Raw genomic sequence first — 20,897 nt, 5'->3', positions numbered from 1 at the left:
AGCGAGGGTTGCAAAAAAGCCCGGCCTTGCGCCGGGCTTTTCGCATTATCTTGCCGTCAGACCGTTCAGGCCGACTTCTTCTTGTCGTCGTCCTCGTCGATTTCCTCGAAATCGGCGTCGACCACATCGGAGTCCTTGGCGGCATCCGCCTTGGCATCGGCTTCCGCCGCTTCCTTCTGCGAGGCCTCGTACATGGCCTGGCCAAGCTTCATGGAGGCTTCGGCAAGCACCTGGCTCTTGGCCTCGATGTCGGCCGGATCGTCGCCCTCGGCAGCGGTCTTCAGCGCCGCGATCGCATCGGATATAGCGGTGCGCTCGGCCTCGGAGACCTTGTCGCCATATTCCTTCAGCGACTTCTCCGACGAATGCACCAGGGCTTCGGCCTGGTTGCGGGCCTCGACCACGGCGCGACGCTTCTTGTCGGTGTCGGCATTGGCCTCGGCATCCTTGACCATCTTCTCGATGTCGGCGTCCGAAAGACCACCCGACGCTTGGATACGGATCTGGTGCTCCTTGCCGGTGCCCTTGTCCTTGGCCGAGACGTTGACGATGCCGTTGGCGTCGATGTCGAACGTGACTTCGATCTGCGGCACGCCGCGCGGCGCCGGCGGGATGCCGACCAGGTCGAACTGGCCGAGCGCCTTGTTGTCGGCGGCCATTTCACGCTCACCCTGGAAGACGCGGATGGTCACGGCCGACTGCGAATCCTCGGCCGTCGAGAACACCTGGCTCTTCTTGGTCGGGATCGTCGTGTTGCGTTCGATCAGCCGGGTGAACACGCCGCCCAGCGTCTCGATACCGAGCGACAGCGGCGTCACGTCGAGCAGCAGCACGTCCTTGACGTCGCCCTGCAGCACGCCGGCCTGGATGGCGGCGCCGAGTGCGACGACCTCATCCGGGTTGACGCCCTTGTGCGGCTCCTTGCCGAAGAACTGCTTCACGATCTCCTGGATCTTGGGCATGCGGGTCATGCCGCCGACCAGGACCACTTCGTCGATCTCAGCGGCCTTCAGGCCGGCATCCTTGAGCGCCGCCTTGCACGGCTCGATGGTGCGCTGGACGAGATCCTCGACCAGGCTTTCGAACTTGGCGCGCGTCAGCTTCAGCGTCAGGTGCTTCGGTCCGGTCGCGTCGGCGGTGATGAAGGGCAGGTTGATTTCGGTCTGCGTCGTCGACGACAGCTCGATCTTGGCCTTCTCGGCCGCCTCCTTGAGGCGCTGCAGGGCGAGCTTGTCGTTCTTCAGGTCTATGCCCTGTTCCTTCTTGAACTCGGCCGCCAGATACTCGACCAGGCGCATGTCGAAATCCTCGCCGCCGAGGAAGGTGTCGCCATTGGTCGACTTCACCTCGAACACGCCGTCGCCGATCTCGAGCACCGAAATGTCGAACGTGCCGCCGCCAAGGTCATAGACGGCAATGGTCTTGCCTTCCTTCTTGTCGAGGCCATAGGCAAGCGCTGCCGCGGTCGGCTCGTTGATGATGCGCAGCACTTCGAGGCCGGCGATCTTGCCGGCGTCCTTGGTCGCCTGGCGCTGGGCGTCGTTGAAATAGGCCGGAACGGTGATGACCGCCTTCTCGACCTTCTCGCCGAGATAGGCCTCCGCCGTTTCCTTCATCTTCTGCAGGATCATGGCCGAGATCTGCGAGGGCGACTGCTTCTTGCCGCCGGCCTCGACCCAGGCATCGCCATTGTCGCCCTTGACGATCTTGTAGGGGACGAGCTTCTTGTCCTTCTCCGTCACCGGATCGTCATAGCGGCGGCCGATCAGGCGCTTGACCGCGAAGATGGTGTTTTCAGGATTGGTGACCGCCTGGCGCTTGGCCGGCTGGCCGACGAGACGTTCGCCGTCGCCCGAGATGGCCACGATGGAAGGCGTCGTGCGCGCGCCTTCCGCATTCTCGATCACCTTCGGCTCCTTGCCATCCATGATGGCGATACAGGAGTTGGTGGTGCCGAGATCGATACCGATTACTTTTGCCATTTTTCTAGTCTCTCCGCTAAGCAGGCTCTCAGGACCCGGTAAGGCGTTCCGACGAAAGCCCCTGTTCACAAGAAATCCCGTCCGGCCACCGGTTCTCCGGCGCCGCACGGCTTGGCGCGTATATAAGAACAGGCGGCATCGCGCGCAAGCATTCTGCGCAAGGCTTCCATGAACCTTTCCACCTCCGCCCGCGACTGATGTCCAGGTGCCGCATGGTGCGGCCCCGGAAAGGAAGCCCCCATGACCAGCAACCCAGAGACTCCATGGTCTCCGGGACCAACAGGAGCTCGGCGCGACCACCGCCTTCGGGACGGGGTCGATGCGCTGGGCTTTCCGCTGATTCCGTTGACCCTGCGCAGGAGCAGGCGTATCGTGACTGTGAGGAAAGCAGACAATTCGATCAGGGAAGAACGTGCCGGACCACCGCGCCTTGCCCTGATTTGCGCGGCGATGCCGGGCGTTTCTCCCGTGGCTAACGGGGGTAGCTTCATGTCTCGCGTCCACGGCACGTTTGTGTCTTCTCTCCATTTTGCCGGCGGTTTGCGACGAGCCGCGCATGCAGGCAGCGGCTTGCTGGCCCTGGCGCTTGCCGCCAGCCTGTGGCTTGGAGGCGGCGCCCAGGCGCAGGAAACCCAGATCATTTATCCCGGCTCGATGGCGGTCACCGGCTTTCCCGGCACCGTCATCCCCAATTTCGACGAGGGCTTGCCGCCCGGCGTCGATCCGGTCGACGAGACCTTCATCGACACTTCGCGCGCCAGCTTGCGCGTGTTCGACGTTTCGCACCTGGGCGGCCCGGCCTCCGGCCAGCTCGTCTTCACGCCGCCGCCTTTCGAGGTGACATCAGGCCAGATCGGCGAGGTATTCGGCCTCGCCTATGATGACGGCGTGCGCGGCGGTGTGCCATCGGGCATTCCCAACCTCTATGCCGCCGCCACCTCGCTGCATGGCGTCGAGATCGTCACCCCGGACGCCGACAAGGACGGCAGGCCGGAGCGGCAGCGCCGCGGCGCGGCGGGCGCCACTTTCATGGAGGGCCAGTTCGGCACAGAAAACGGCGGCGGACCGGGCACCATCTGGAAGATCGACGGCATCACCGGCCAGGTCGCCAAATTCGCCGACATCGAAACCAACAGCGGTCCCGGCATCGGCAACCTCACCTTCGATCCCGTCCACCGCCAGTTCTTCGCCTCCGACCTCGACACCGGCCTGATCCATCGCATCGACGCCGACGGCGGACCGATCGACACCTTCGACCATGGCGTCGCAGGGCGACCGGCGCATGGGCTGGCTCCCGTCGCCGACGATGGCGCGGTGATGGACATACAGGGCGCCGCCTTCGACACCGAAGACACCGAGACCTGGGGCTACACCCAGGACGAGCGCCGCGTCTGGGCCGTCTCCTATCATGGCGGCCGGCTCTACTATTCGGTCGGCGAAAAGTCCGAAATCTGGTCGGTGGGCATTGCCCGCGACGGCACCTTCGCCGGCGATCCGCGTTGGGAACTGACGGTCAAGGCCGACAAGGACTACGCCGTCACCGACATCGCCTTCGACAACAGCGGCTTCATGTACCTTGCGCAACGCGGCCCGACCGAAAACCGCTACGACTACAGCCGCTTGGCCGATTCCGGCAAGGGCGAGGTCGTCCGCTACTTCAGGGAAAACCCCGACGAGCCCTCGACCGAATCGATCTGGGTGGAAGCGCCGCAGGAATATGCGGTCGGCTTCCCGCAAGGCAACAGGCAGTCGGCCGGCGGCCTCGACCTGCAATACGGCTACGACGCCGATGGCAATCTCGACACCTCGGTCTGCACCCAGACCTTGGTCAACACCGGCGACAAATTGCGCGACAACCCCGAGCTCGCCGAAAAGCTCGCTGCCGGCGGGCCGCTTGCCGTCCATGGCGTGCAGATCACGCCCAAGGACCTCGTCAAACCGGCCAACGTGCCGCCCTTCGGCTCCTGGTTCGTCGATTTCGACGGCTATTTCGAGGATCCTGAAGTGGAAGGCCATGTCGGCGACGTCGCCGTCTGGCACCCTTGCGAGGGCCGTGCCGGCTATTATGAGGAAATACCGGGCGGCTATGAGCCCCCCTTCTACCCGCCGGACTTCCCACCGCCCGGCAATCTGCCTCCGTGTCTCGATGTCGAAGACGTGCAGTATTTCTGCACGCCGCATGGCCTCGAGGCCGATCTCTATCTCCATGACCATGCCGGCTTCGGCGGCGATTCGATCAAGGCCCAGTCCAGGACGCCAGGCGTGGGGGTGACCTCACCCATGTCGCATGCGCCGGGCAAGCCGTACACGATCGACATCACCGGCCACTATCCGGGCGACAGAGTGGATGTTGGACTTTGCTTCTACAGGAAGTCCGACAAGGACAAGGGTGGCTACTACCCTTGCTGCAAGATGACCTTGCCGCTCCGGACCCCAGCCGTCAGCTGCGAACGTTGAGGAGGCGAAGATGAACAGTCTTGCCCCATCCCCGCTCGCGACCCAAACGCAAAAAACCGTCATGGAGACGATCATGAAACCCCTGTCATATGCCAGGCGCGGTGCGCGCTGGCTGATGGCGGCCGGTATCGCGGTCGCCCTTGCGCCCGCACTGCCGGCATCAGCCGCCCAGACCGTCCAGGCTGTCACCAGCCCAGATGTGCAGCCGTTGCAGCTCGACAATCCGCGCATCATCAATCCGGAGCCCGGACGTGTCGTGCCGTTCTTCACCAAAACCGGCGGCCAGCGCAGTTGCGACTATGTTTCCTACACCTTGACCTTCGGCCTGCGCGGCAATCCGCAGGGCTTTGCCGATCCGGGCCTCGAGGCGGCGCTGAAGAAAGCCCAGCTCGAGTTCAAGGACCAGCTTCCGCACGGTCTTTCCATCGTCAACGTGACGGTCTCCGGAGACGGCACCGATGCGTCCGGCGGGCCTTTGCCTGCCGCCGTCATCAGCAATTCGGCCGGACCCAACGATACGGCAACGGTTTCCGATTTCCGGATTTCCGCCAGCGATCTCGATGGCTCGGGCGCACTGAACGAACGCGTCATCACCTTCCGCATCACGGCCAAGATCGACCAGGCCGCGTTTCCAGCGCCGGCCAATGTCGACAATCAGGGCCTGATCAAGGTCACCGGCGGCATCGGCACGGGAACCATCATCCCCTCGCAGGATCCGGGCAAGCCGGACGATGGCAACATCGCGACCGGCGAAAAGACCTCGATCCGGATCGACCTCACCAAATGCGACAAGCAACCTCCGCCTCCCACCGACCATGAATGCTTCAAGGTCGAGCGCGGCACGGTCGACTGCGTGCCCGGCGGTGGTGCCTTCATCTATCACATGCCTGTCGGCCCGGAGATGGGCGGCAAGTGGGTGCAGGTGTCGACGACCTCATCAGGCATCACCATCATCCCCGACACCCAGAAGGTGCCGGCGGGCGGCGGGGTGCTCAACTGGAAGATCGTCGGCGCGTCACCCGGCGACGTCATCCACCTCATCGTCACCGGCATCGAGACCTATGCCGGACCGAAGGAGGGCTGGGGCCTGTGCTGCACGCAAACCATCGACATCGTCATCCCGCGTGACCAGAGGTGCCCGCCCAGGGACAAGGAGCCGGATCTCAAGGTTGAAAAGCATGCGGATGTCACACGCTGCACCATGGCCGGCGGCTGCGACTTCACCATCCGGGTCACCAATGTCGGCACGGGGCCCTACAACGGCAAGATCGTGCTCGACGAGGTGACGCTGCCGGCCGGCTCGACGCTGAGTTCAGGGCCCAATCCGCCCTGGGTCTGCGCGCCGGGAACCACCCCGATGACGTGCACCTACCCGGTGACCACGCTCAATCCGGGGGCCTTTGTCGACCTCAAGCTCGGCTTCAGGCCGGCCGGAGGCTGGCAAGGCAGCGTGCTGCGCAACTGCGCCACCTATAATTACGGCGCCAGCGGCAAGTCGCTTTTCGGCAGCCAGGCCAATGACCGGGGCTGCGCGTCGATCCCGATCTGCCGCCGCGGCGACCGCAACCCGGATTGCCAGCCGCCGGTCGAGAAGAAGGTCGACCTGATCCTCAAGAAGCGTGCCCGCACCGAAGTCTGCACCGCCGATGGCGTCTGCACCTTCATCATCGACATCATCAACAATGGCACATCGACCTATAACGGACCGCTGACGGTGATCGACAACTACCCAAGCGGCGCGCCGACATCCTCCACCTTCGGGCCGAGCCCGCCCTGGATATGCGGCCCGAACGGCCCCGGCCAGTTCCGCTGCGACAATGCCGGCATCTCGCTGCCCGCGGGTGCCTCGACGCCGATCTTCGTCAAGGCGGTCGTGCCGGCCAGCTATCGGTCGGACATGGTCGAGAACTGCGCCGAGGTGAGGGCCATCCCCGGTGAGGTCGATCTCACCAACAACAGGGCCTGCGCCAAGGAACGCATCCGCCATCCCAATGGCGGCCAGCCGACCTTGCGCATCACCAAGGTGTGCAACGGCTCGTTGGCTGGTGCGGCGCTGGTTTCCTGCCGCATCACCGTCAGCAGCGTCGGCACGGCTGCCCCCACCGGTCCGGTGCGGGTCAACGATGCCGCCACGCTGGTGTCGGGCGGAGCGCCTGTGCAGATCCAGACCGTCACCCCTGACGGCGCGGAATGGGCGTGCGGACCGGTTCCGGCCAACACGCTGTCGTGCCAGATTCCCGGCGCCGTTATGACGCCCGGAACCTCCAGGCACTTCGACGTGACGGTTTCGGCCAATGGCGAGTTCGAGAACTGTGCACGGGGCTCTTATGGCCCGGCGCAGGGCGACGACGTCGTCTATCCGATCGGCCAGGCTTGCGCCAAGGGCGGCGGCTCCTCGACCATCCGTGTCGAGAAGACCGGCGACCGCGAATGCAGGCTCGGCCGGCCCTGCTCGTTCGACATCACCATCACAAATGACGGGACGAGCCCCTTCTCGGGTCCGGTCCGCATCGGCGATGCGATCGGCGTGGAGGGGCTTGGCCGACTGGAAGGCGTTGCGATCACCTCGATCGACCCGCCCTTCGGCTGCTCGCCGGAACCGACGACCTTGCCGGCCTCCTGCATCGCCAACCTGACCCTCGGCGCCGGCGAAAGCCAGTCGCACCGTGTGACAGTGGTCATCCCCGACGACGGGCGTCTTGCCAACCTGCAGGGTAACGTCAATGGCCAGAACTGCGTTGGCGTGCTCTCTCCCGACACACGGGTGCAGGGCGGCGGCGACGTGCTGTCCAAGGATGCGACCAACGTCCAGGGCGATCGCGGCAAGGCCTATGCGTGCCATCCGTTCATCATCACGCATGAGGTGAAGAATGAGTGCTCGCCGGGCTTTGTCATGAACGACGCCGGCCGCTGCGTGTGCCCGGAAGGCACCACCTTCCGCAACGGCCAGTGCACGGGCGGCGGCACCAATGTTCTGCCGTTGCCACCGCCGCCGCGCTGCGTGCTGCTCGAAGGCCAGATCCGCACCGAGGACGGACGTTGCGTCTGCCCGCGCGGCACGGAGCTGGAGAACGGAAAATGCGTCAGGATCGACAAGCCCGAGCAGTGCACCATCCGTGGTCAGGTCCACGACGCCGACGGCGACTGTGTCTGCCCGCGCGGCACCGAGGTGCGAGACGGCGCCTGCCGTCAGATCCGGCCAAAACCACAGCAGTGCCGCATCCCTGGCCAGTTCCGCAATGCCGACGGCGACTGTGTCTGCCCGCAAGGCACCGAGGTGCGCAACGGCGCCTGCCGCCCAACTCGGCCGAAGCCCGAGCAGTGCGGCATCCGTGGCCAGGTCCACAATGCGGACGGGGACTGCGTCTGCCCGCAAGGCACCGAGGTGCGCGACGGCGCCTGTCGCCCGATCAGGCCGAAGCCCGAGCAGTGCAGCATCCGTGGCCAGGTCCACAACGCGGACGGGGACTGCGTCTGCCCGCAAGGGACCGAGGTGCGAGACCGGGCCTGCCGTCCGATCCGGCCGCAGCCTGACCAGTGCACCATCCGTGGCCAGGTCCATGACTCCGATGGCAATTGCGTCTGCCCGAGGGGTACCGAGGTGCAAGGCAATGCTTGCCGGCGCAAGCAGCCTGACATGCAGCAGTGCGATATACGCGGCCAGGTCCACAACAAGCGCGGCGAATGCGTCTGTCCGCGTGGGACCGAGGTGATCGACGGCGCATGCCGCAAGCCCAGGCAAGAGAGCGAATGCGCGCCGGGCTCGCAGATGGTCAACGGCCAGTGCCAGCCGATCTTCAGGCGACACTGCCCGGAGGGTACGATCGGGCGGTATCCGAACTGCAGGCCGATACGCGGGCAGCCGTCGCTGGAAATCGATCCGGGTCAGCTGCTGCAATTGCTGCCGCGACGCAGGCAACAGATCGACCAGCAACAGGATCCGGTTCCAAACAGGGTCCTGAAACTCCAGCAGCAGTAACCATCCGCGTGACGCCAAACGAGAACCACCCGCCGGAGCAATCCGGCGGGTTTTTCTTTGTGACCAGGTCAGGCGGTGGGTGACGGCAACAGGATCGGCGAGCGCCGCGACGTTATCCTCCTGTGGAACCGCTGTACTTGCGCCCTCGACAAGTCGCCGGGAGCGCTTTAGGCAGTCGGTTCGGGGCGTCCGTATGGAAAGGGCGCCCGGAAAGGCCGCGAGATGAGCAAAAAAACCTTGATCGCACCGTCGGTGCTGGCATCGGATTTCTCGAAGCTCGGTGACGAGGTCGAGGCGGTGGCGGCGGCCGGTGCCGACTGGATCCATCTCGACGTGATGGATGGACATTTCGTGCCGAACATCACCTTCGGCCCGCCTGTCATCAAGGCGATCCGCAACCGCACCAAGGCCTTTTTCGACTGCCACCTGATGATCGCGCCCGCCGATCCCTACCTCGCCGCCTTCGCCGAGGCCGGCTGCGACGGAATGACGGTGCATGCCGAGGCCGGACCGCATCTCGACCGCTCCCTGCAGACCATCAGGAACCTCGGCAAGAAGGCCGGCGTCTCGCTCAATCCGGCGACGCCGGAAAGCGCCGTCGAATATGTGCTCGACCGGCTCGACCTGATCCTGATCATGACCGTCAATCCGGGTTTCGGCGGGCAGGCCTTCATCCCGGCAATGGTCGACAAGGTGAAAAGGGTCAAGGCATTGATCGGCGACCGGCCGATCCGCATCGAGATCGACGGCGGCGTCTCGCCGGAAACCGCGCCGCTGGTCACATCTGCCGGCGCCGACGTGCTGGTGGCCGGTGCCGCCATCTTCAGGGGCGGCAGCGTCGAAGCGTACCGCGCCAACATCGAGGCGATCAGGACCGCGGCCGACAAGGCCGCCGGCTAACGCGGCCCGATCGACCGGTTTTCAATTTCGGTAGGCCAAGGACGTGGTGCGGAGAGTGGCCCCTCAGCGTCCGGGCCGAATCAAATCCGTGCAGAAGGCCTGAACCGACCAAACCGCGACTGTCTTTGCGCGCGGCAGAAAAGATGCTCGCATGGGGACACAAGAAACAGATGACTATGCGTGCATACAAACGCTTTAAGGTTCTGCTGGTTGTAGAGATATTCGAATTCCGGCGATCGGCGCGCCGATTGGGTATATTTCTTTGTTCTAAAGTACAATAGCGCGATCTTCTGCTTGAGCGGCGGAAGCGTGGCGCTGTATGGTACATGTACAGAAGGGGAATTTTCTGACTCGAATTGCCCAACACGACAGTTGGGGACAAGGAGTCGCTTTGACATATGGAGCTGCCAATCTGAACGACGACGGCACGGGCGCCAAGAGCACGCTTGCCAGCACGGTCTATCATCAATTGCGAGATGATCTTCTCGGCGGCGCTCTGGAAGCCGAAAGCAAGCTGCGCGTCGAGTGGGTCGTTTCCAAGTATGGCGCCGGTGCCTCTCCGGTTCGCGAAGCTCTCAATCGCCTTGCCTCGGAAGGCCTCCTCGGCCGCCATGACCAGCGTGGCTTCTTCATCATGCCGGTCAGTGCGGCCGAACTCGAGGAGCTGACGCGCACCCGCTGCTGGCTCGAGGAGCGGGCGTTGCGCGAATCGATCGCCCACCGCACCGCCGAATGGGAAGAACAATTGGTGCTGGCGCTGCATCGCCTGGGGCGCGCCTCACGGCTTTCGCCGCAAAGTACCTCGTCGCTCAATCCGGACTGGGAGAAATTGCATCGCACTTTCCATCGGGTGCTGATCTCGGCCTGCCGGTCGCACTGGCTGGTGGGGTTCTGCGACCAGCTTTCCGATCACGCCTATCGCTATCGCCAGATGGCCAATGACGGCGAGAGCATCCAGCGCGACGATTTCGCCGAACACCGGCTGATTGCCGAAAATGCGCTGGACGGAAACGCGGATGGCGCCGTCCAGGCCCTGATCGATCACTACCAGCTGACCGCCGCCATGTGCATGGAACGCTTCAAGCAAGGCGAGGCACCAAAGGTCGCCACCGGTCCGGGCCAGCGCGCCCACCGTTGACAGCTGTTTGATCGGCGCGCTCTGCTATCCCATCTCTCGAATTTTTTCGGTAAACGCCGGGCAGCCGTTTGCGGCTTGACGGCCGGGCCGGGAAACGCGAACGCTTCGCCGCGTGCCGACCCACGGTCGGCGTCGACATTGCTATCACCCCCAAATGCCGTCACCCCAATTGCGGTCATTCAGGAAGATTTCATGAGCAATCATCTGTTCGATGCATTCCGGTCCCGGATGCCGGCGCCTGGGCATCTGTTGATGGAAACCGATGATGGGCGCTCGCTCACCTATGGCGACATGCTGGCACGGTCGGCGCAGCTCGCGCATGCGCTTCTGCAAATGGATGTCGCGCCCGGCGACCGGATCGCCGTGCAGGTCGAGAAGAGCCCGGAGATGGTTTTGCTCTATCTCGCCTGCGTGCGCGCCGGCGCCGTCTTCCTGCCGCTCAACACCGCCTACACGCTGGCCGAACTCGGCTATTTCTTCGACGATGCAGCACCCCGGGTCATCGTCTGCGATCCGGCACGGTCGGCGGATATCCGCGGGATGGTCGACCCGTCCGGTGCCATCGTGGTCACACTCGACCGCAATGGCCGGGGATCGCTTGCGGACCAGGCGTCGCGCCAGTCCTCCGATTTCCACGATGTCGAGCGCGGCTGCGACGACCTTGCGGCGATCCTCTACACGTCGGGAACGACCGGCCGCTCGAAAGGCGCCATGCTCAGCCACGAGAACCTCGCCTCGAACGCGCGGGTCCTGGTCGAGCAATGGCGCTTCACCAGGGACGACGTGCTGATCCACGCGCTGCCGATCTTCCACACGCACGGCCTGTTCGTCGCCACCAATGTCGTCCTGATGGCCGGCGCCTCGATGCTGTTCGAGCAGAAATTCGACGCGGGCCGCATCGTCTCGCTGCTGCCGCGCGCCACCGCACTGATGGGCGTACCGACATTCTACACCAGGCTGCTGCAACAGGAGGGGCTGGATCGCGAGGCGGCGAAAAACATCCGGCTGTTCGTTTCCGGTTCCGCGCCGCTGCTGGCCGAAACGCACAAGGCCTGGAGCGAGCGTACCGGCCATGCCATCCTCGAGCGCTATGGCATGACCGAGACCAACATGAACACTTCCAACCCCTATGAGGGCGAGCGGCGCGCCGGCACGGTCGGCTTCCCCTTGCCTGGCGTATCGCTGCGCATCGCCGATCCCGATTCCGGCAAGCCGCTTGGCCAGGGCGAGGTCGGCATGATCGAGGTCAAGGGTCCCAACGTGTTCGGCGGCTACTGGCGCATGCCGGAAAAGACCAGGGCGGAATTCCGCGCCGACGGCTTCTTCATCACCGGCGATCTCGGCATGATCGATGCCGACGGCTATGTCCACATCGTCGGTCGCGGCAAGGACCTGATTATCTCAGGCGGTTACAACGTCTATCCGAAGGAGCTCGAAAGCGAGATCGACGCGCTCGACGGCGTCCTGGAAAGCGCCGTCATCGGCCTTGCCCATCCGGACTTCGGCGAAGGCGTCACCGCTGTCGTCGTGCGCTCGCCCGCGTCGCGGATCACCGCGGCCGAAATCCTCGACGCCATCACCGGCCGCATGGCGAAGTACAAGCACCCGAAACGGGTGATCTTCGTCGACGAACTGCCGCGCAACACGATGGGCAAGGTGCAGAAGAACTTGCTGCGCGACAGCTACAAGGACCTCTACGCCTCAACCAAAGTCGGCTAAGCAGATATCCCGCTCCGGCCCGGCGCGACGTGCCGGTTCAGGTCGGGTACAAGAGTTCGACGACATGGTCGGCGATCGCCAGGCTCGCCGTCAGGCCGGGGCTCTCGATGCCGAACAGATTGACGATCTGGCTCGCGCCATGATCGGCTGGACCCTGGATCATGAAATCGGCTGAAGCTTGACCCGGGCCGGACAGCTTCGGCCTGATGCCGGCATAGGCCGGCTGCAGCGCGTCACCCGCAAGATCAGGCCAATAGCGGCGGATCGCCTCGTAGAAGACAGCGCTTCGGCCGGGGTCGACCGTGTAATCCACGCCGTCGATCCATTCGACGTCGGGGCCAAAGCGCGCATTGCCGGCGAGGTCGAGCGTCAGGTGGATGCCGAGGCCGCCTTCGACCGGAACCGGATAGATCAGGCGCGAAAACGGCGAGCGCCCCGGAAGCGCGAAATAATTGCCGCGAGCCAGCCACTGCCGGGGGATGAGCATCCTCGGGAAACCCTCGATCCGGCTGGCCACCGCCTGCGCGTCAAGGCCTGTGGCGTTGACGAAAGCGCTGGCCTCCAAGGCGAAGGTCTCGCCATTGGCATCGCGCGTGTCGATCCGGATCCCGTCGGCTTCGATCGCCGCTCCGGCAACGCAAGTGAGGAACGCGAAGGACGCGCCGGCGGCTTCGGCGTCGCCGCGCAGCGACAGCATCAGCGCATGGCTGTCTATGATGCCGGTCGACGGCGACAGCAACGCGGAAGCGCAGGTCAGCGCCGGTTCCAGGCGCTCGGCCTCGCCGCGCGTCAAAAGCTGGAGATCGTCGACCCCGCAGCGCTTCGCATTGGCCTCGATCGCCCGCAACCTGTCCGCCTGGCCTGGCTCGCTGGCGACGATCAGCTTGCCGGCGCGGCGATGGCCGATATCATGTTCGGCGCAGTAGGCGTAGAGAAGCCGGCGGCCTTCGACGCAGAGCCGGGCCTTCAGGCTGCCAGGCGCATAATGGAGCCCGGCATGGATGACTTCCGAATTGCGTGAACTGGTGACGGTGCCGATCGCGTCGGCCTTTTCGATCACCACCACCTCGCGGCCCGACAAGGCAAGCGCCCTGGCGATTGCAAGGCCGACGACGCCTGCTCCGGCGACGACACAATCGATTGTCCGCATGGCCTCGCTCTCAGCGGGGAGCGACAGCCTCGAACACCTTGTCGCCGCCGATCCAGACGCTTCCTATGCCAAGATCGTCCGACAACGCAACGATGTCCGCCGCCGTGCCATTGGCGAAGCGGCCGAGCCGGTGCGACTGGCCGATCGCCTGCGCCGGATAGAGCGAGGCCATGCGCAGGGCTTCGGACAACTCGAGCCCAACGGTGCGGTGCATGAACCGGATTGCTGAGATCATGTCGAGGTCGGCGCCAGCCAGCGTGCCGTCGGCAAGCCTGAGGCTCCCGTCCTTGCGGTAGATGGTGCGGCCATTGAGCGTGAACGAGCTCATATCGGTGCCGATGGTCGCCATCGCGTCGGTGACCAGCACGATCCTGCCCGGCCCCCGCTTGGCATCGAGCGCGATCCTGATCGTGGCCGGATGGACATGGATGCCGTCGGCGATCAGGCCGGCCGACAAGGTACCGATGTCGATGGCCGCGCCCGCCAGTCCGGGCTCGCGATTGCCGATCTGGCTCATTGCGTTGAAGAGGTGGGTAACGACGCTGGCGCCGGCCTCTGCGAAGGCTTTTGCCGTGGCATGGCCCGTGTCCGAATGGCCGAGGCTGACGATGATCCCGGCCTTGGCCAACGCCCTGACGCGGGCCGCGTCGACGGATTCCGGCGCGATCGTGGTCAGCAGCACCGGCAACTTGTCGCGTGCCGCGATCAGCATGGCCTGGTCGGCGTCCCTCATCGGCCGGATCAGCGCCGGATCGTGCGCGCCCTTGCGGGCGATCGACAGATGCGGACCTTCCAGATGCAGGCCGAGAAAACCCGGCACTTTCTGCAGCGCTGCCGCTTCGCCGGCGGCGATCGCGGCGGCGGTGATTGCGGGCGTGTCGGTGATCAGCGTCGGCAGCAGCGCCGTCGTGCCGAACGGCGCATGCGCGCGGCAGATGGTTTCGATCGAGGCGACGTCGGGATGGTCGTTGAGCATCACCCCGCCGCCGCCATTGACCTGGATGTCGACGAAGCCCGGCACCAGCATGCCGCCACCGGTGTCGATGACGCGGATATCCCCGGGAAGCGCGCCTTGCGGCAGCATGGCTTCGACGAGGCCGTCGCGCACGACAAGTGCTGCGCCTTCATGCCAGTCGTCGCCGTCGAAAATGCGGGCGCCGGTCAGGGCAAAACGGTCGCTCATATGGTCTCCGTCACCTTGCGAAGGTTGCGCGGCGCGTCCGGATCGAGGCCGCGATGGCGGGCAAAGGCCTCGACGAACATGTAGAAGGAGACGATCAGCGTCAGCGGATCGGTCAGCGGGTGGCCGGTGGCGACATGCGGCAGGCGCGTGGCGCGATTGGCGAGTGCCGAGGTGACGAACACCGGCGCGCCCTTGGCCGCCAGGCTGTCGGCGGCTTCGGCGACGGATGGCTCGGACGCGTCGCGCGCGGCCAGCGCCAGCACCGGAAAGTCGGGGCCGATCAGCGCCAGCGGGCCGTGCATGACTTCGGCCGCGCTATAGGCCTCGGCATGCATGCCGCAGGTCTCCTTGAACTTCAGCGCCGCCTCGTTGGCCATTGCCGCCGACGGGCCACGGCCGAGAATGAACAGCGACTTCTGCTTCTCGATCGTTTCGGCCAGCACGCTCATCCAGTCGCAGGCGATCGCCTTGCCGAAATGCTCGGGCAGGCGGGCCAGTGCCGCGAGAAGCGCTTCGTCGCCGGTCGAATGCGCCATCAGGGCGAGCCCGGCAACGGCGGAGTTGATGAAGGTCTTGGTTGCCGCGACGCTGCGCTCGGGGCCGGCCAGGATGTCGATGGCGAAATCCGAGGCGCGTGCGAGTGGCGAATCGGCGGTGTTGGTGACGGCGATGGTCAGCGCGCCGCCGGCCCGGGCGGTTTCGGCCATGGCGACGATGTCGGGGCTCTTGCCCGACTGCGAGATCGCCAGGCAGGCCGAGCCGCCGAGCCGCAGCTTGCGGCCATAGATCGACGCGATGGAGGGCCCGACCGAGGCGACGGCAAGGCCCGCGGTCAGCTCGACGGCATATTTCATGAAGGTGGCGGCGTGGTCGGACGAGCCACGTGCCACGGTGACGACGAAATGCGGGTCGCGTTCCCGGATGCCGCGCCCGGCTTCGGCCAGCACCGCTCCCGAGCCGTCGAGCAGGCGGGCCATGGCCTGCGGGATCTCCTCGATCTCGCGCTGCATATGAGTGGTGTTGGCAATCATGGTCGGCCCTCTTCGCTTGGCCCTGTCAGCCGCAGTTCGGCGACGAAATCATAGGCGTCGCCCCGGTAGATGGAGCGGGTGAACTCGATCACCTTGCCGCTCGCCAGATAAGAAATACGCTCGATGTGCAGGCCGGCAATGCCCGGCGGCACTTCGAGCAGGCGCGCATCGCCATCGCCGAGATTGGCGGCGGAGATGCGCTGCACGGCGCGCACCGGCCGGTTGCCGGTCAGTTCCAGTGCCGCGTAGAGCGAGGAGCCAATGCCGGCCGGGTCGGGCAGTACACTGGCCGAGAGCGAGGCGCGTTCGATCGCCAGCGGCGTATCGTTGGCGATGCGCAGGCGCGCCACCCGCGCCACCAGCTCGTTCGACGACAGGCCGAGCACCATCATCTCGTCGGGCGACGGCGCGTAGAGGCCGCGGTCGAGCCAGGCCGAACGCACGGCCATGCCGCGCCGCGCCATGTCCTCGGTGAAGGAGGTCAGCCGCGACAGCGACTGCTCGACGCGTTCCATGCGCGGCGCCACGAAGGTGCCGGAGCCGTGCCGCTGCACCAATATGCCGCCCTTGACCAGGTCCTGCACCGCCTTGCGCACGGTGACGCGCGAAATGTCGGCCTTGGTGGCGATGTCGCGCTCGGAAGGCAGCGCGTCGCCCGGGCCGATCAGGCCGCGATTGACGGCGTCCTCGATGCTTTTGCGCAGCTGCAGATAAAGCGGCGCACCGCTTTGCGAGGATTGTTTGAGGGCGGCGAAGATCTGGTCGGCGGCATCGCTCATCGCGCTGCCCCCAAAGGTCCAGCGAACAGACGCGCCGCCATCTGCACCGCGCCGCCAAGCGCGTCGTCGAGCGGTTCCTTCAGCAGGGCGCGGTAGCGCGCCGACAGGCGCGGCGCATAGAGCGGCGCCAGCCCGCCGAGCAGGCAGAGCGGCGCTCCGGCCGCGAGGTCGAGCGCGCCGAGCGAGGCCTCGACATCGGCGACCGCTCTGTCGAGGATCCAGTTGGCGACGATGTCGCCTTTCTGCGCGTGTTCGAACACTTTCGGCGCGAAGCCGCCGAAATCGCCTGGTTTGGCGTTGGTGGTGAATTCGACCACGTCCTCGGGATTGTTGCGGAAAACGGCCATCATGCTGTCGGTCAGCGGCGAGGCTTGGCGCACGCCATCATGCGCGAGCAATGTCTGTTCCAGGAGGTCGCGGCCGATGCGGGCGCCGCTGCCCTGGTCGCCGACCTGGAACCCCCAGCCGCCGATGGCGCGCGATTTGCCATTCTTGCGCGCCATATAGGCTGTGCCGGTGCCAAGGATCGCCATGGCGCCGTCACCCGAACCGACCGCGCCTTCGAGCGCGATCTCCGCATCGGTCTCGACACGGCTGGTGCTGAACGGAAGGATCGCCTCGAGCTGCTGCCGGTAAGTGCCGACATTGGCGCCGGCAAGCCCGAGAATGGCCGGTGTTTGCGGGATTAGCTCGGGATCTTGCCCGGCGGCGATGAAAGCCTGCCGCGCTGCATCGACGATGTTCGAGCGGGCGCCGGTGAGGTCGGTGCGGATGTTGGCGGCGCCGCTTTTGGCGCGGCCGACGACAACGCCGTCCACCGTAGCCAGCGCGGCCCTGCAGCTGGTGCCGCCGCCATCGATTCCGAGCACGAATTTCACGCGATTTCTCCTCCGGGCGGATAATACCAATAAAATACCAATAGCCAAGGGTTAATTTCCGTTTCAAAAAGATTACGCCTCATTTGATTGAGAAAACTGGGCAATTTGTCGGCTCAGCGATTTCCTGTCCACGAATTCGTTAATGCGTGTGGACAAGTGGTATTTTTTTGGTATTGTTTTGTGGATTGGAGGAACTGGGATGGCCGAAACGCGCACCGAAGCGCCGCATGGGAATGCCGAGGGGCTGGATATCCAGGCTCCCGAAGCGATCCTCGGCTCGCTGGCCGATGCGCAGGTCGAGGCCGCGAAGGCCGTCCGCAACGCCATTCCCTCCATCGCCAAGGCAGCCGAGATCATTGCAGGCTGCCTGAGCAGCGGCGGCAAGCTTGCCTATGCCGCGGCCGGCAGCTCCGGCCTGATGGCGCTGGCCGACGCGCTGGAACTGCCCGGCACGTTCGGCATCCAGCGCGACCGCATCGCCATCCTGATCGCCGGCGGCGACGAAGCCTTCAGGACGCTGGCTGGCGGACCCGAGGATGATGCCGAGGAGGCCTCGACCGCGGTCGTCAATGCCGGCATCGGCCCGGGCGATTGCCTGATCGCTCTTTCCGCCAGCGGCACGACGCCCTATGCGGTGCGCGCCATCGAGGACGCGCGGCGCCGGGGTGCCGCCACCATCGGCATCGCCAACAACAGGGACTCGGCTCTGCTCCGGCTGGCCGACACCGCCATCCTGCTCGAAACACCGCCGGAAGTCATCGCCGGCTCGACCCGCATGGGCGCCGGCACGGCGCAGAAAATCGCGCTCAACATGCTGTCGACGCTGACCGCCATTCATCTTGGCCATGTCCATGACGGCTACATGGTCAATCTCAACGCCGACAATATGAAGCTGCGCGACCGCGCGGCGCGCATCGTTGCCGCCGTCAGCGGCCGCGGCCACGAAGAGGCCGCCAGCCTGCTCGAAAAGAGTGGCGGCGCGGTCAAGACCGCCATTCTGCTCGCCGCCGGCGCCGACAGCGTCGACGCGGCGCAGAAGATACTGGAACGGACAGGCCATAAGCTGCGGCCAGCCCTTTCCGCGATCGAGGGGAACAAGGGCTCCAAAGCCTAGGTTCTCATCAAAACCGAACCTGAAAAAGGTCAACAGGGAGACTGAGCATGACAACGAAACTACTGACGGCACTGCTTTTGGGCACCAGCATTCTCGGCTCCGCCGGGTTGGCTCACGCCGAGGACGTAACGCTCAACATCGAAAGCTGGCGCGGCGACGACCTTGCCATCTGGAAGGACAAGCTGATCCCGGCCTTCGAAGCCAAGAACCCCGGCATCAAGGTGGTGTTCGCCCCGTCGGCTCCGACCGAATATGACGCCGCGCTCGGCGCCAAGCTCGCTGCCGGTTCGGCGGGCGACCTGATCACCTGCCGCCCCTTCGACAAGTCGCTCGAACTGTTCAAGAAGGGTAACCTTGCCGATCTCTCGGCACTGCCCGGCATGGAAAACTTCTCGCCCGTCGCCAAGTCCGCCTGGCAGACCGATGACGGCAAGGCGAGCTTCTGCGTGCCGATGGCATCCGTCATCCACGGCTTCATCTACAACAAGGACGCCTTCGACAAGCTCGGCATCAAGGTGCCTCAGACCCGCGACGAGTTCTTCGCCGCGCTCGACAAGATCAAGGCCGACGGCACCTACATCCCGATGGCGATGGGCACCAAGGACCTCTGGGAAGCCGCGACCATGGGCTACCAGAACATCGGCCCCAACTACTGGAAGGGCGAGGACGGCCGCGCGGCGCTGATCAAGGGCGATCAGAAGCTGACCGACAAGGACTGGGTCGCTCCCTACGAGGAACTGGCCAAGTGGAAGCCTTATCTCGGCGACGGCTTCGAAGCCCAGACCTATCCGGACAGCCAGAACCTGTTCACGCTCGGCCGCGCCGCCATCTACCCGGCCGGCTCGTGGGAAATCGGCCTGTTCAACACGCAGGCCCAGTTCAAGATGGGCGCCTTCCCGCCGCCGGTCGAGAAGGCAGGCGACACCTGCTACATCTCCGACCATACCGATATCGGCATGGGCCTGAACGCAGCCTCCAAGCATGCGGACGCGGCCAAGACCTTCCTGTCCTGGGTGGCCTCGCCTGATTTCGCCACCATCTACGCCAACGCGCTGCCGGGCTTCTTCAGCCTGAACTCCGCACCGGTGAAGATGCAGGACCCGCTGGCGCAGGAATTCGTCTCCTGGCGCGGCAAGTGCAAGTCGACGATCCGCTCGACCTACCAGATCCTGTCGCGCGGCACGCCGAACCTCGAAAACGAGACCTGGGTTGAATCGGCCAACGTCATCAACGGCACCGATACGCCCGAAGCCGCGGCCAAGAAGCTGCAGACCGGCCTCGACAGCTGGTATAAGCCGGCCAAGTAAGGGCTCAGCAACGGAGCCGGCTGGGCGCATGCCCGGCCGGTTCCGGATTATCCTGTTCCATATTGCGATTGTCGGCTCTGCCTCACGGCTTTACCCTGCTCTTGTTGGGGAAGGCTAGCTGATCAGTCGCAGGCCTTTGTCTTGCCGCGCCGGGCAAGGTTTGGGCCATGCATCGAGGCATCATCTAGCATCACATCGTCTGGAACCGAGAGACGGCGGGAACCGAACTCATGGCCGCACAAACACGACCGAAAAGACCGTTCCGCTGGCATATCGCCGTCTTCCTGGCGCCGGCGGTGCTGGTCTATACGGCAATCATGATCCTGCCGCTGGCCGGCACGCTGCAGCTCTCGCTGTTCCGCAACGTCGACCAGTCCCAGGTCTTCGTTGGCCTCGACAATTTCCGCACCCTGTTCGGCGACCCCAACTGGTCGGCGAATTTCTGGAACGCGCTGCGCAACAATGTCTGGTTCTTCATCATCCACATGCTGGTGCAGAACCCGGTCGGCGTGCTTTTGGCCGCCATCCTGTCCAGCCCGAAGCTGCGATTCTCGGCCTTCTATCGCACCGCCATCTTCGTGCCGACCATCCTGTCCTTCGTCATCGTCGGCTTCGCCTGGAAGCTGATCCTGTCGCCGCTGTGGGGCGTCGCGCCGCATCTGCTCGACTTCGTCGGCCTGAAAAGCCTGTTCACGCCATGGCTCGGCAAGGAGCAATACGCGCTGACCGCGCTCAGCCTGATCTCGGTGTGGCAGTTCATCGGCATCCCGATGATGCTGATCTATGCCGCGCTGCTGTCGATCCCCGAAGAGGTGATCGAGGCCGCCGAATGCGATGGCATCACCGGCCTGTCGCAGTTCTGGAAGATCAAGCTGCCGCTGATCCTGCCGTCGATCGGCATTATCTCGATCCTCACCTTCGTCGGCAATTTCAACGCCTTCGATTTGATCTACACCGCACAAGGCGCGCTCGCCGGGCCGAACTATTCGACCGATATTCTCGGCACCTTCCTCTACCGCGCCTTCTTCGGCTTCCAGCTGCAGGTCGGTGACCCCAACATGGGCGCGACCATTGCCACGATCATGTTCCTGATCATTCTCGGCGGTGTCTGCGTCTACCTCTTCCTCATCCAGACGCGCCTGCGTCGCTACCAGTTCTGAGGGCAAGAGATGTCACGGCTGAACACCCCCCTCTGGCCTGCCGGCCATCTCCCCCTCAGGGGGGGAGATCAGATGTCACTATTGCTTTCGCCAATCGCCAACGTTGCAAAGTGGGCGGCA

At 64.9% G+C, this 20,897-nt stretch carries 14 protein-coding genes; 8 read left to right on the top strand and 6 right to left on the bottom strand.

Translation table 11 applies throughout. The features are described from left to right. Window positions 1-65: 65 nt before the first annotated feature. Entirely contained in the window at window positions 66-1,982 is a 1,917-nt protein-coding gene (gene dnaK / locus O7A70_RS14870) for a molecular chaperone DnaK (RefSeq protein ID WP_140506953.1), read from the bottom strand. 489 nt (window positions 1,983-2,471) lie between these two features. Between dnaK and O7A70_RS14865 the strand changes: the two genes are divergently transcribed. From O7A70_RS14865 to O7A70_RS14845, 5 genes are all read left to right on the top strand, one after another. Beyond that, the gene (locus O7A70_RS14865; RefSeq protein WP_337141024.1) at window positions 2,472-4,439 is read left to right on the top strand and encodes a hypothetical protein; all 1,968 of its coding nucleotides are present in this window, start codon (window positions 2,472-2,474) and stop codon (window positions 4,437-4,439) included. 199 nt (window positions 4,440-4,638) lie between these two features. Further along, the gene (locus O7A70_RS14860; RefSeq protein WP_442921189.1) at window positions 4,639-8,418 is read left to right on the top strand and encodes a DUF7929 domain-containing protein; all 3,780 of its coding nucleotides are present in this window, start codon (window positions 4,639-4,641) and stop codon (window positions 8,416-8,418) included. Between the two features lie 222 nt (window positions 8,419-8,640). After that, window positions 8,641-9,318 carry a ribulose-phosphate 3-epimerase gene (rpe, locus tag O7A70_RS14855; protein WP_027142504.1) on the top strand — a complete coding sequence of 226 codons (678 nt, stop codon included), beginning with the start codon at window positions 8,641-8,643 and terminating at the stop codon, window positions 9,316-9,318. A gap of 391 nt (window positions 9,319-9,709) precedes the next feature. Beyond that, entirely contained in the window at window positions 9,710-10,456 is a 747-nt protein-coding gene (locus O7A70_RS14850) for a GntR family transcriptional regulator (RefSeq protein ID WP_337141022.1), read from the top strand. 192 nt (window positions 10,457-10,648) lie between these two features. Next, window positions 10,649-12,175 (top strand): malonate--CoA ligase, encoded by a 1,527-nt coding sequence (locus O7A70_RS14845; RefSeq protein WP_337141021.1) that lies wholly within the window; start codon window positions 10,649-10,651, stop codon window positions 12,173-12,175. A gap of 37 nt (window positions 12,176-12,212) precedes the next feature. Here the strand turns inward: O7A70_RS14845 and O7A70_RS14840 are convergent, their stop codons facing one another. Genes O7A70_RS14840 through O7A70_RS14820 form a run of 5 tightly spaced genes read right to left on the bottom strand, consistent with a single transcriptional unit; the run spans window position 12,213 to window position 17,196 of the window. After that, entirely contained in the window at window positions 12,213-13,325 is a 1,113-nt protein-coding gene (locus O7A70_RS14840; protein WP_337141020.1) for an NAD(P)/FAD-dependent oxidoreductase, read from the bottom strand. A 10-nt stretch (window positions 13,326-13,335) separates the two neighbouring features. Then, complete coding sequence (gene nagA, locus O7A70_RS14835; protein WP_337141019.1) at window positions 13,336-14,508, bottom strand: N-acetylglucosamine-6-phosphate deacetylase; 1,173 nt, start codon at window positions 14,506-14,508, stop codon at window positions 13,336-13,338. Continuing rightward, window positions 14,505-15,539, bottom strand: a complete 1,035-nt coding sequence (locus O7A70_RS14830) for an SIS domain-containing protein (protein ID WP_337141018.1) — start codon at window positions 15,537-15,539, stop codon at window positions 14,505-14,507. The genes nagA and O7A70_RS14830 overlap by 4 nt, the downstream gene beginning before the upstream one ends. Then, complete coding sequence (locus O7A70_RS14825) at window positions 15,536-16,318, bottom strand: GntR family transcriptional regulator (RefSeq protein WP_027142499.1); 783 nt, start codon at window positions 16,316-16,318, stop codon at window positions 15,536-15,538. Before O7A70_RS14825 ends, O7A70_RS14830 begins: the two co-directional genes overlap by 4 nt. Next, window positions 16,315-17,196: an N-acetylglucosamine kinase gene (locus tag O7A70_RS14820; protein ID WP_337141017.1), complete on the bottom strand. Its 882-nt coding sequence runs from the start codon at window positions 17,194-17,196 to the stop codon at window positions 16,315-16,317. Before O7A70_RS14820 ends, O7A70_RS14825 begins: the two co-directional genes overlap by 4 nt. A 199-nt stretch (window positions 17,197-17,395) precedes the next feature. On the opposite strand from O7A70_RS14820, the gene O7A70_RS14815 reads away from it, so the two are divergent. The 3 genes from O7A70_RS14815 (at window position 17,396) to O7A70_RS14805 (ending at window position 20,777) form a co-directional block, all read left to right on the top strand. After that, window positions 17,396-18,310 carry an N-acetylmuramic acid 6-phosphate etherase gene (locus O7A70_RS14815; RefSeq protein ID WP_337141016.1) on the top strand — a complete coding sequence of 305 codons (915 nt, stop codon included), beginning with the start codon at window positions 17,396-17,398 and terminating at the stop codon, window positions 18,308-18,310. A gap of 47 nt (window positions 18,311-18,357) precedes the next feature. Next, entirely contained in the window at window positions 18,358-19,617 is a 1,260-nt protein-coding gene (locus tag O7A70_RS14810; protein ID WP_337131682.1) for an ABC transporter substrate-binding protein, read from the top strand. A 230-nt stretch (window positions 19,618-19,847) separates the two neighbouring features. Continuing rightward, window positions 19,848-20,777 (top strand): carbohydrate ABC transporter permease, encoded by a 930-nt coding sequence (locus O7A70_RS14805; RefSeq protein WP_337141014.1) that lies wholly within the window; start codon window positions 19,848-19,850, stop codon window positions 20,775-20,777. Window positions 20,778-20,897 lie beyond the last annotated feature (120 nt).

The sequence above is a fragment of the Mesorhizobium sp. Cs1299R1N1 genome, assembly GCF_037179655.1.
In the GTDB taxonomy this organism is placed as follows: Bacteria; Pseudomonadota; Alphaproteobacteria; order Rhizobiales; family Rhizobiaceae; genus Mesorhizobium; species Mesorhizobium salmacidum.
This window is presented reverse-complemented; position numbering and strand designations above follow the sequence as displayed.

Bases quoted from the DNA above. Each gene is read 5' to 3' on its own strand.
- O7A70_RS14825 (WP_027142499.1), bottom strand. From the start codon at position 16,318: ATGAGCGATGCCGCCGACCAGATCTTCGCCGCCCTCAAACAATCCTCG.
- O7A70_RS14865 (WP_337141024.1), top strand. From the start codon at position 2,472: ATGTCTCGCGTCCACGGCACGTTTGTGTCTTCTCTCCATTTTGCCGGC.
- O7A70_RS14810 (WP_337131682.1), top strand. From the start codon at position 18,358: ATGACAACGAAACTACTGACGGCACTGCTTTTGGGCACCAGCATTCTC.
- nagA (WP_337141019.1), bottom strand. From the start codon at position 14,508: ATGAGCGACCGTTTTGCCCTGACCGGCGCCCGCATTTTCGACGGCGAC.
- O7A70_RS14830 (WP_337141018.1), bottom strand. From the start codon at position 15,539: ATGATTGCCAACACCACTCATATGCAGCGCGAGATCGAGGAGATCCCG.
- dnaK (WP_140506953.1), bottom strand. From the start codon at position 1,982: ATGGCAAAAGTAATCGGTATCGATCTCGGCACCACCAACTCCTGTATC.
- O7A70_RS14815 (WP_337141016.1), top strand. From the start codon at position 17,396: ATGGCCGAAACGCGCACCGAAGCGCCGCATGGGAATGCCGAGGGGCTG.
- rpe (WP_027142504.1), top strand. From the start codon at position 8,641: ATGAGCAAAAAAACCTTGATCGCACCGTCGGTGCTGGCATCGGATTTC.
- O7A70_RS14840 (WP_337141020.1), bottom strand. From the start codon at position 13,325: ATGCGGACAATCGATTGTGTCGTCGCCGGAGCAGGCGTCGTCGGCCTT.
- O7A70_RS14845 (WP_337141021.1), top strand. From the start codon at position 10,649: ATGAGCAATCATCTGTTCGATGCATTCCGGTCCCGGATGCCGGCGCCT.
- O7A70_RS14805 (WP_337141014.1), top strand. From the start codon at position 19,848: ATGGCCGCACAAACACGACCGAAAAGACCGTTCCGCTGGCATATCGCC.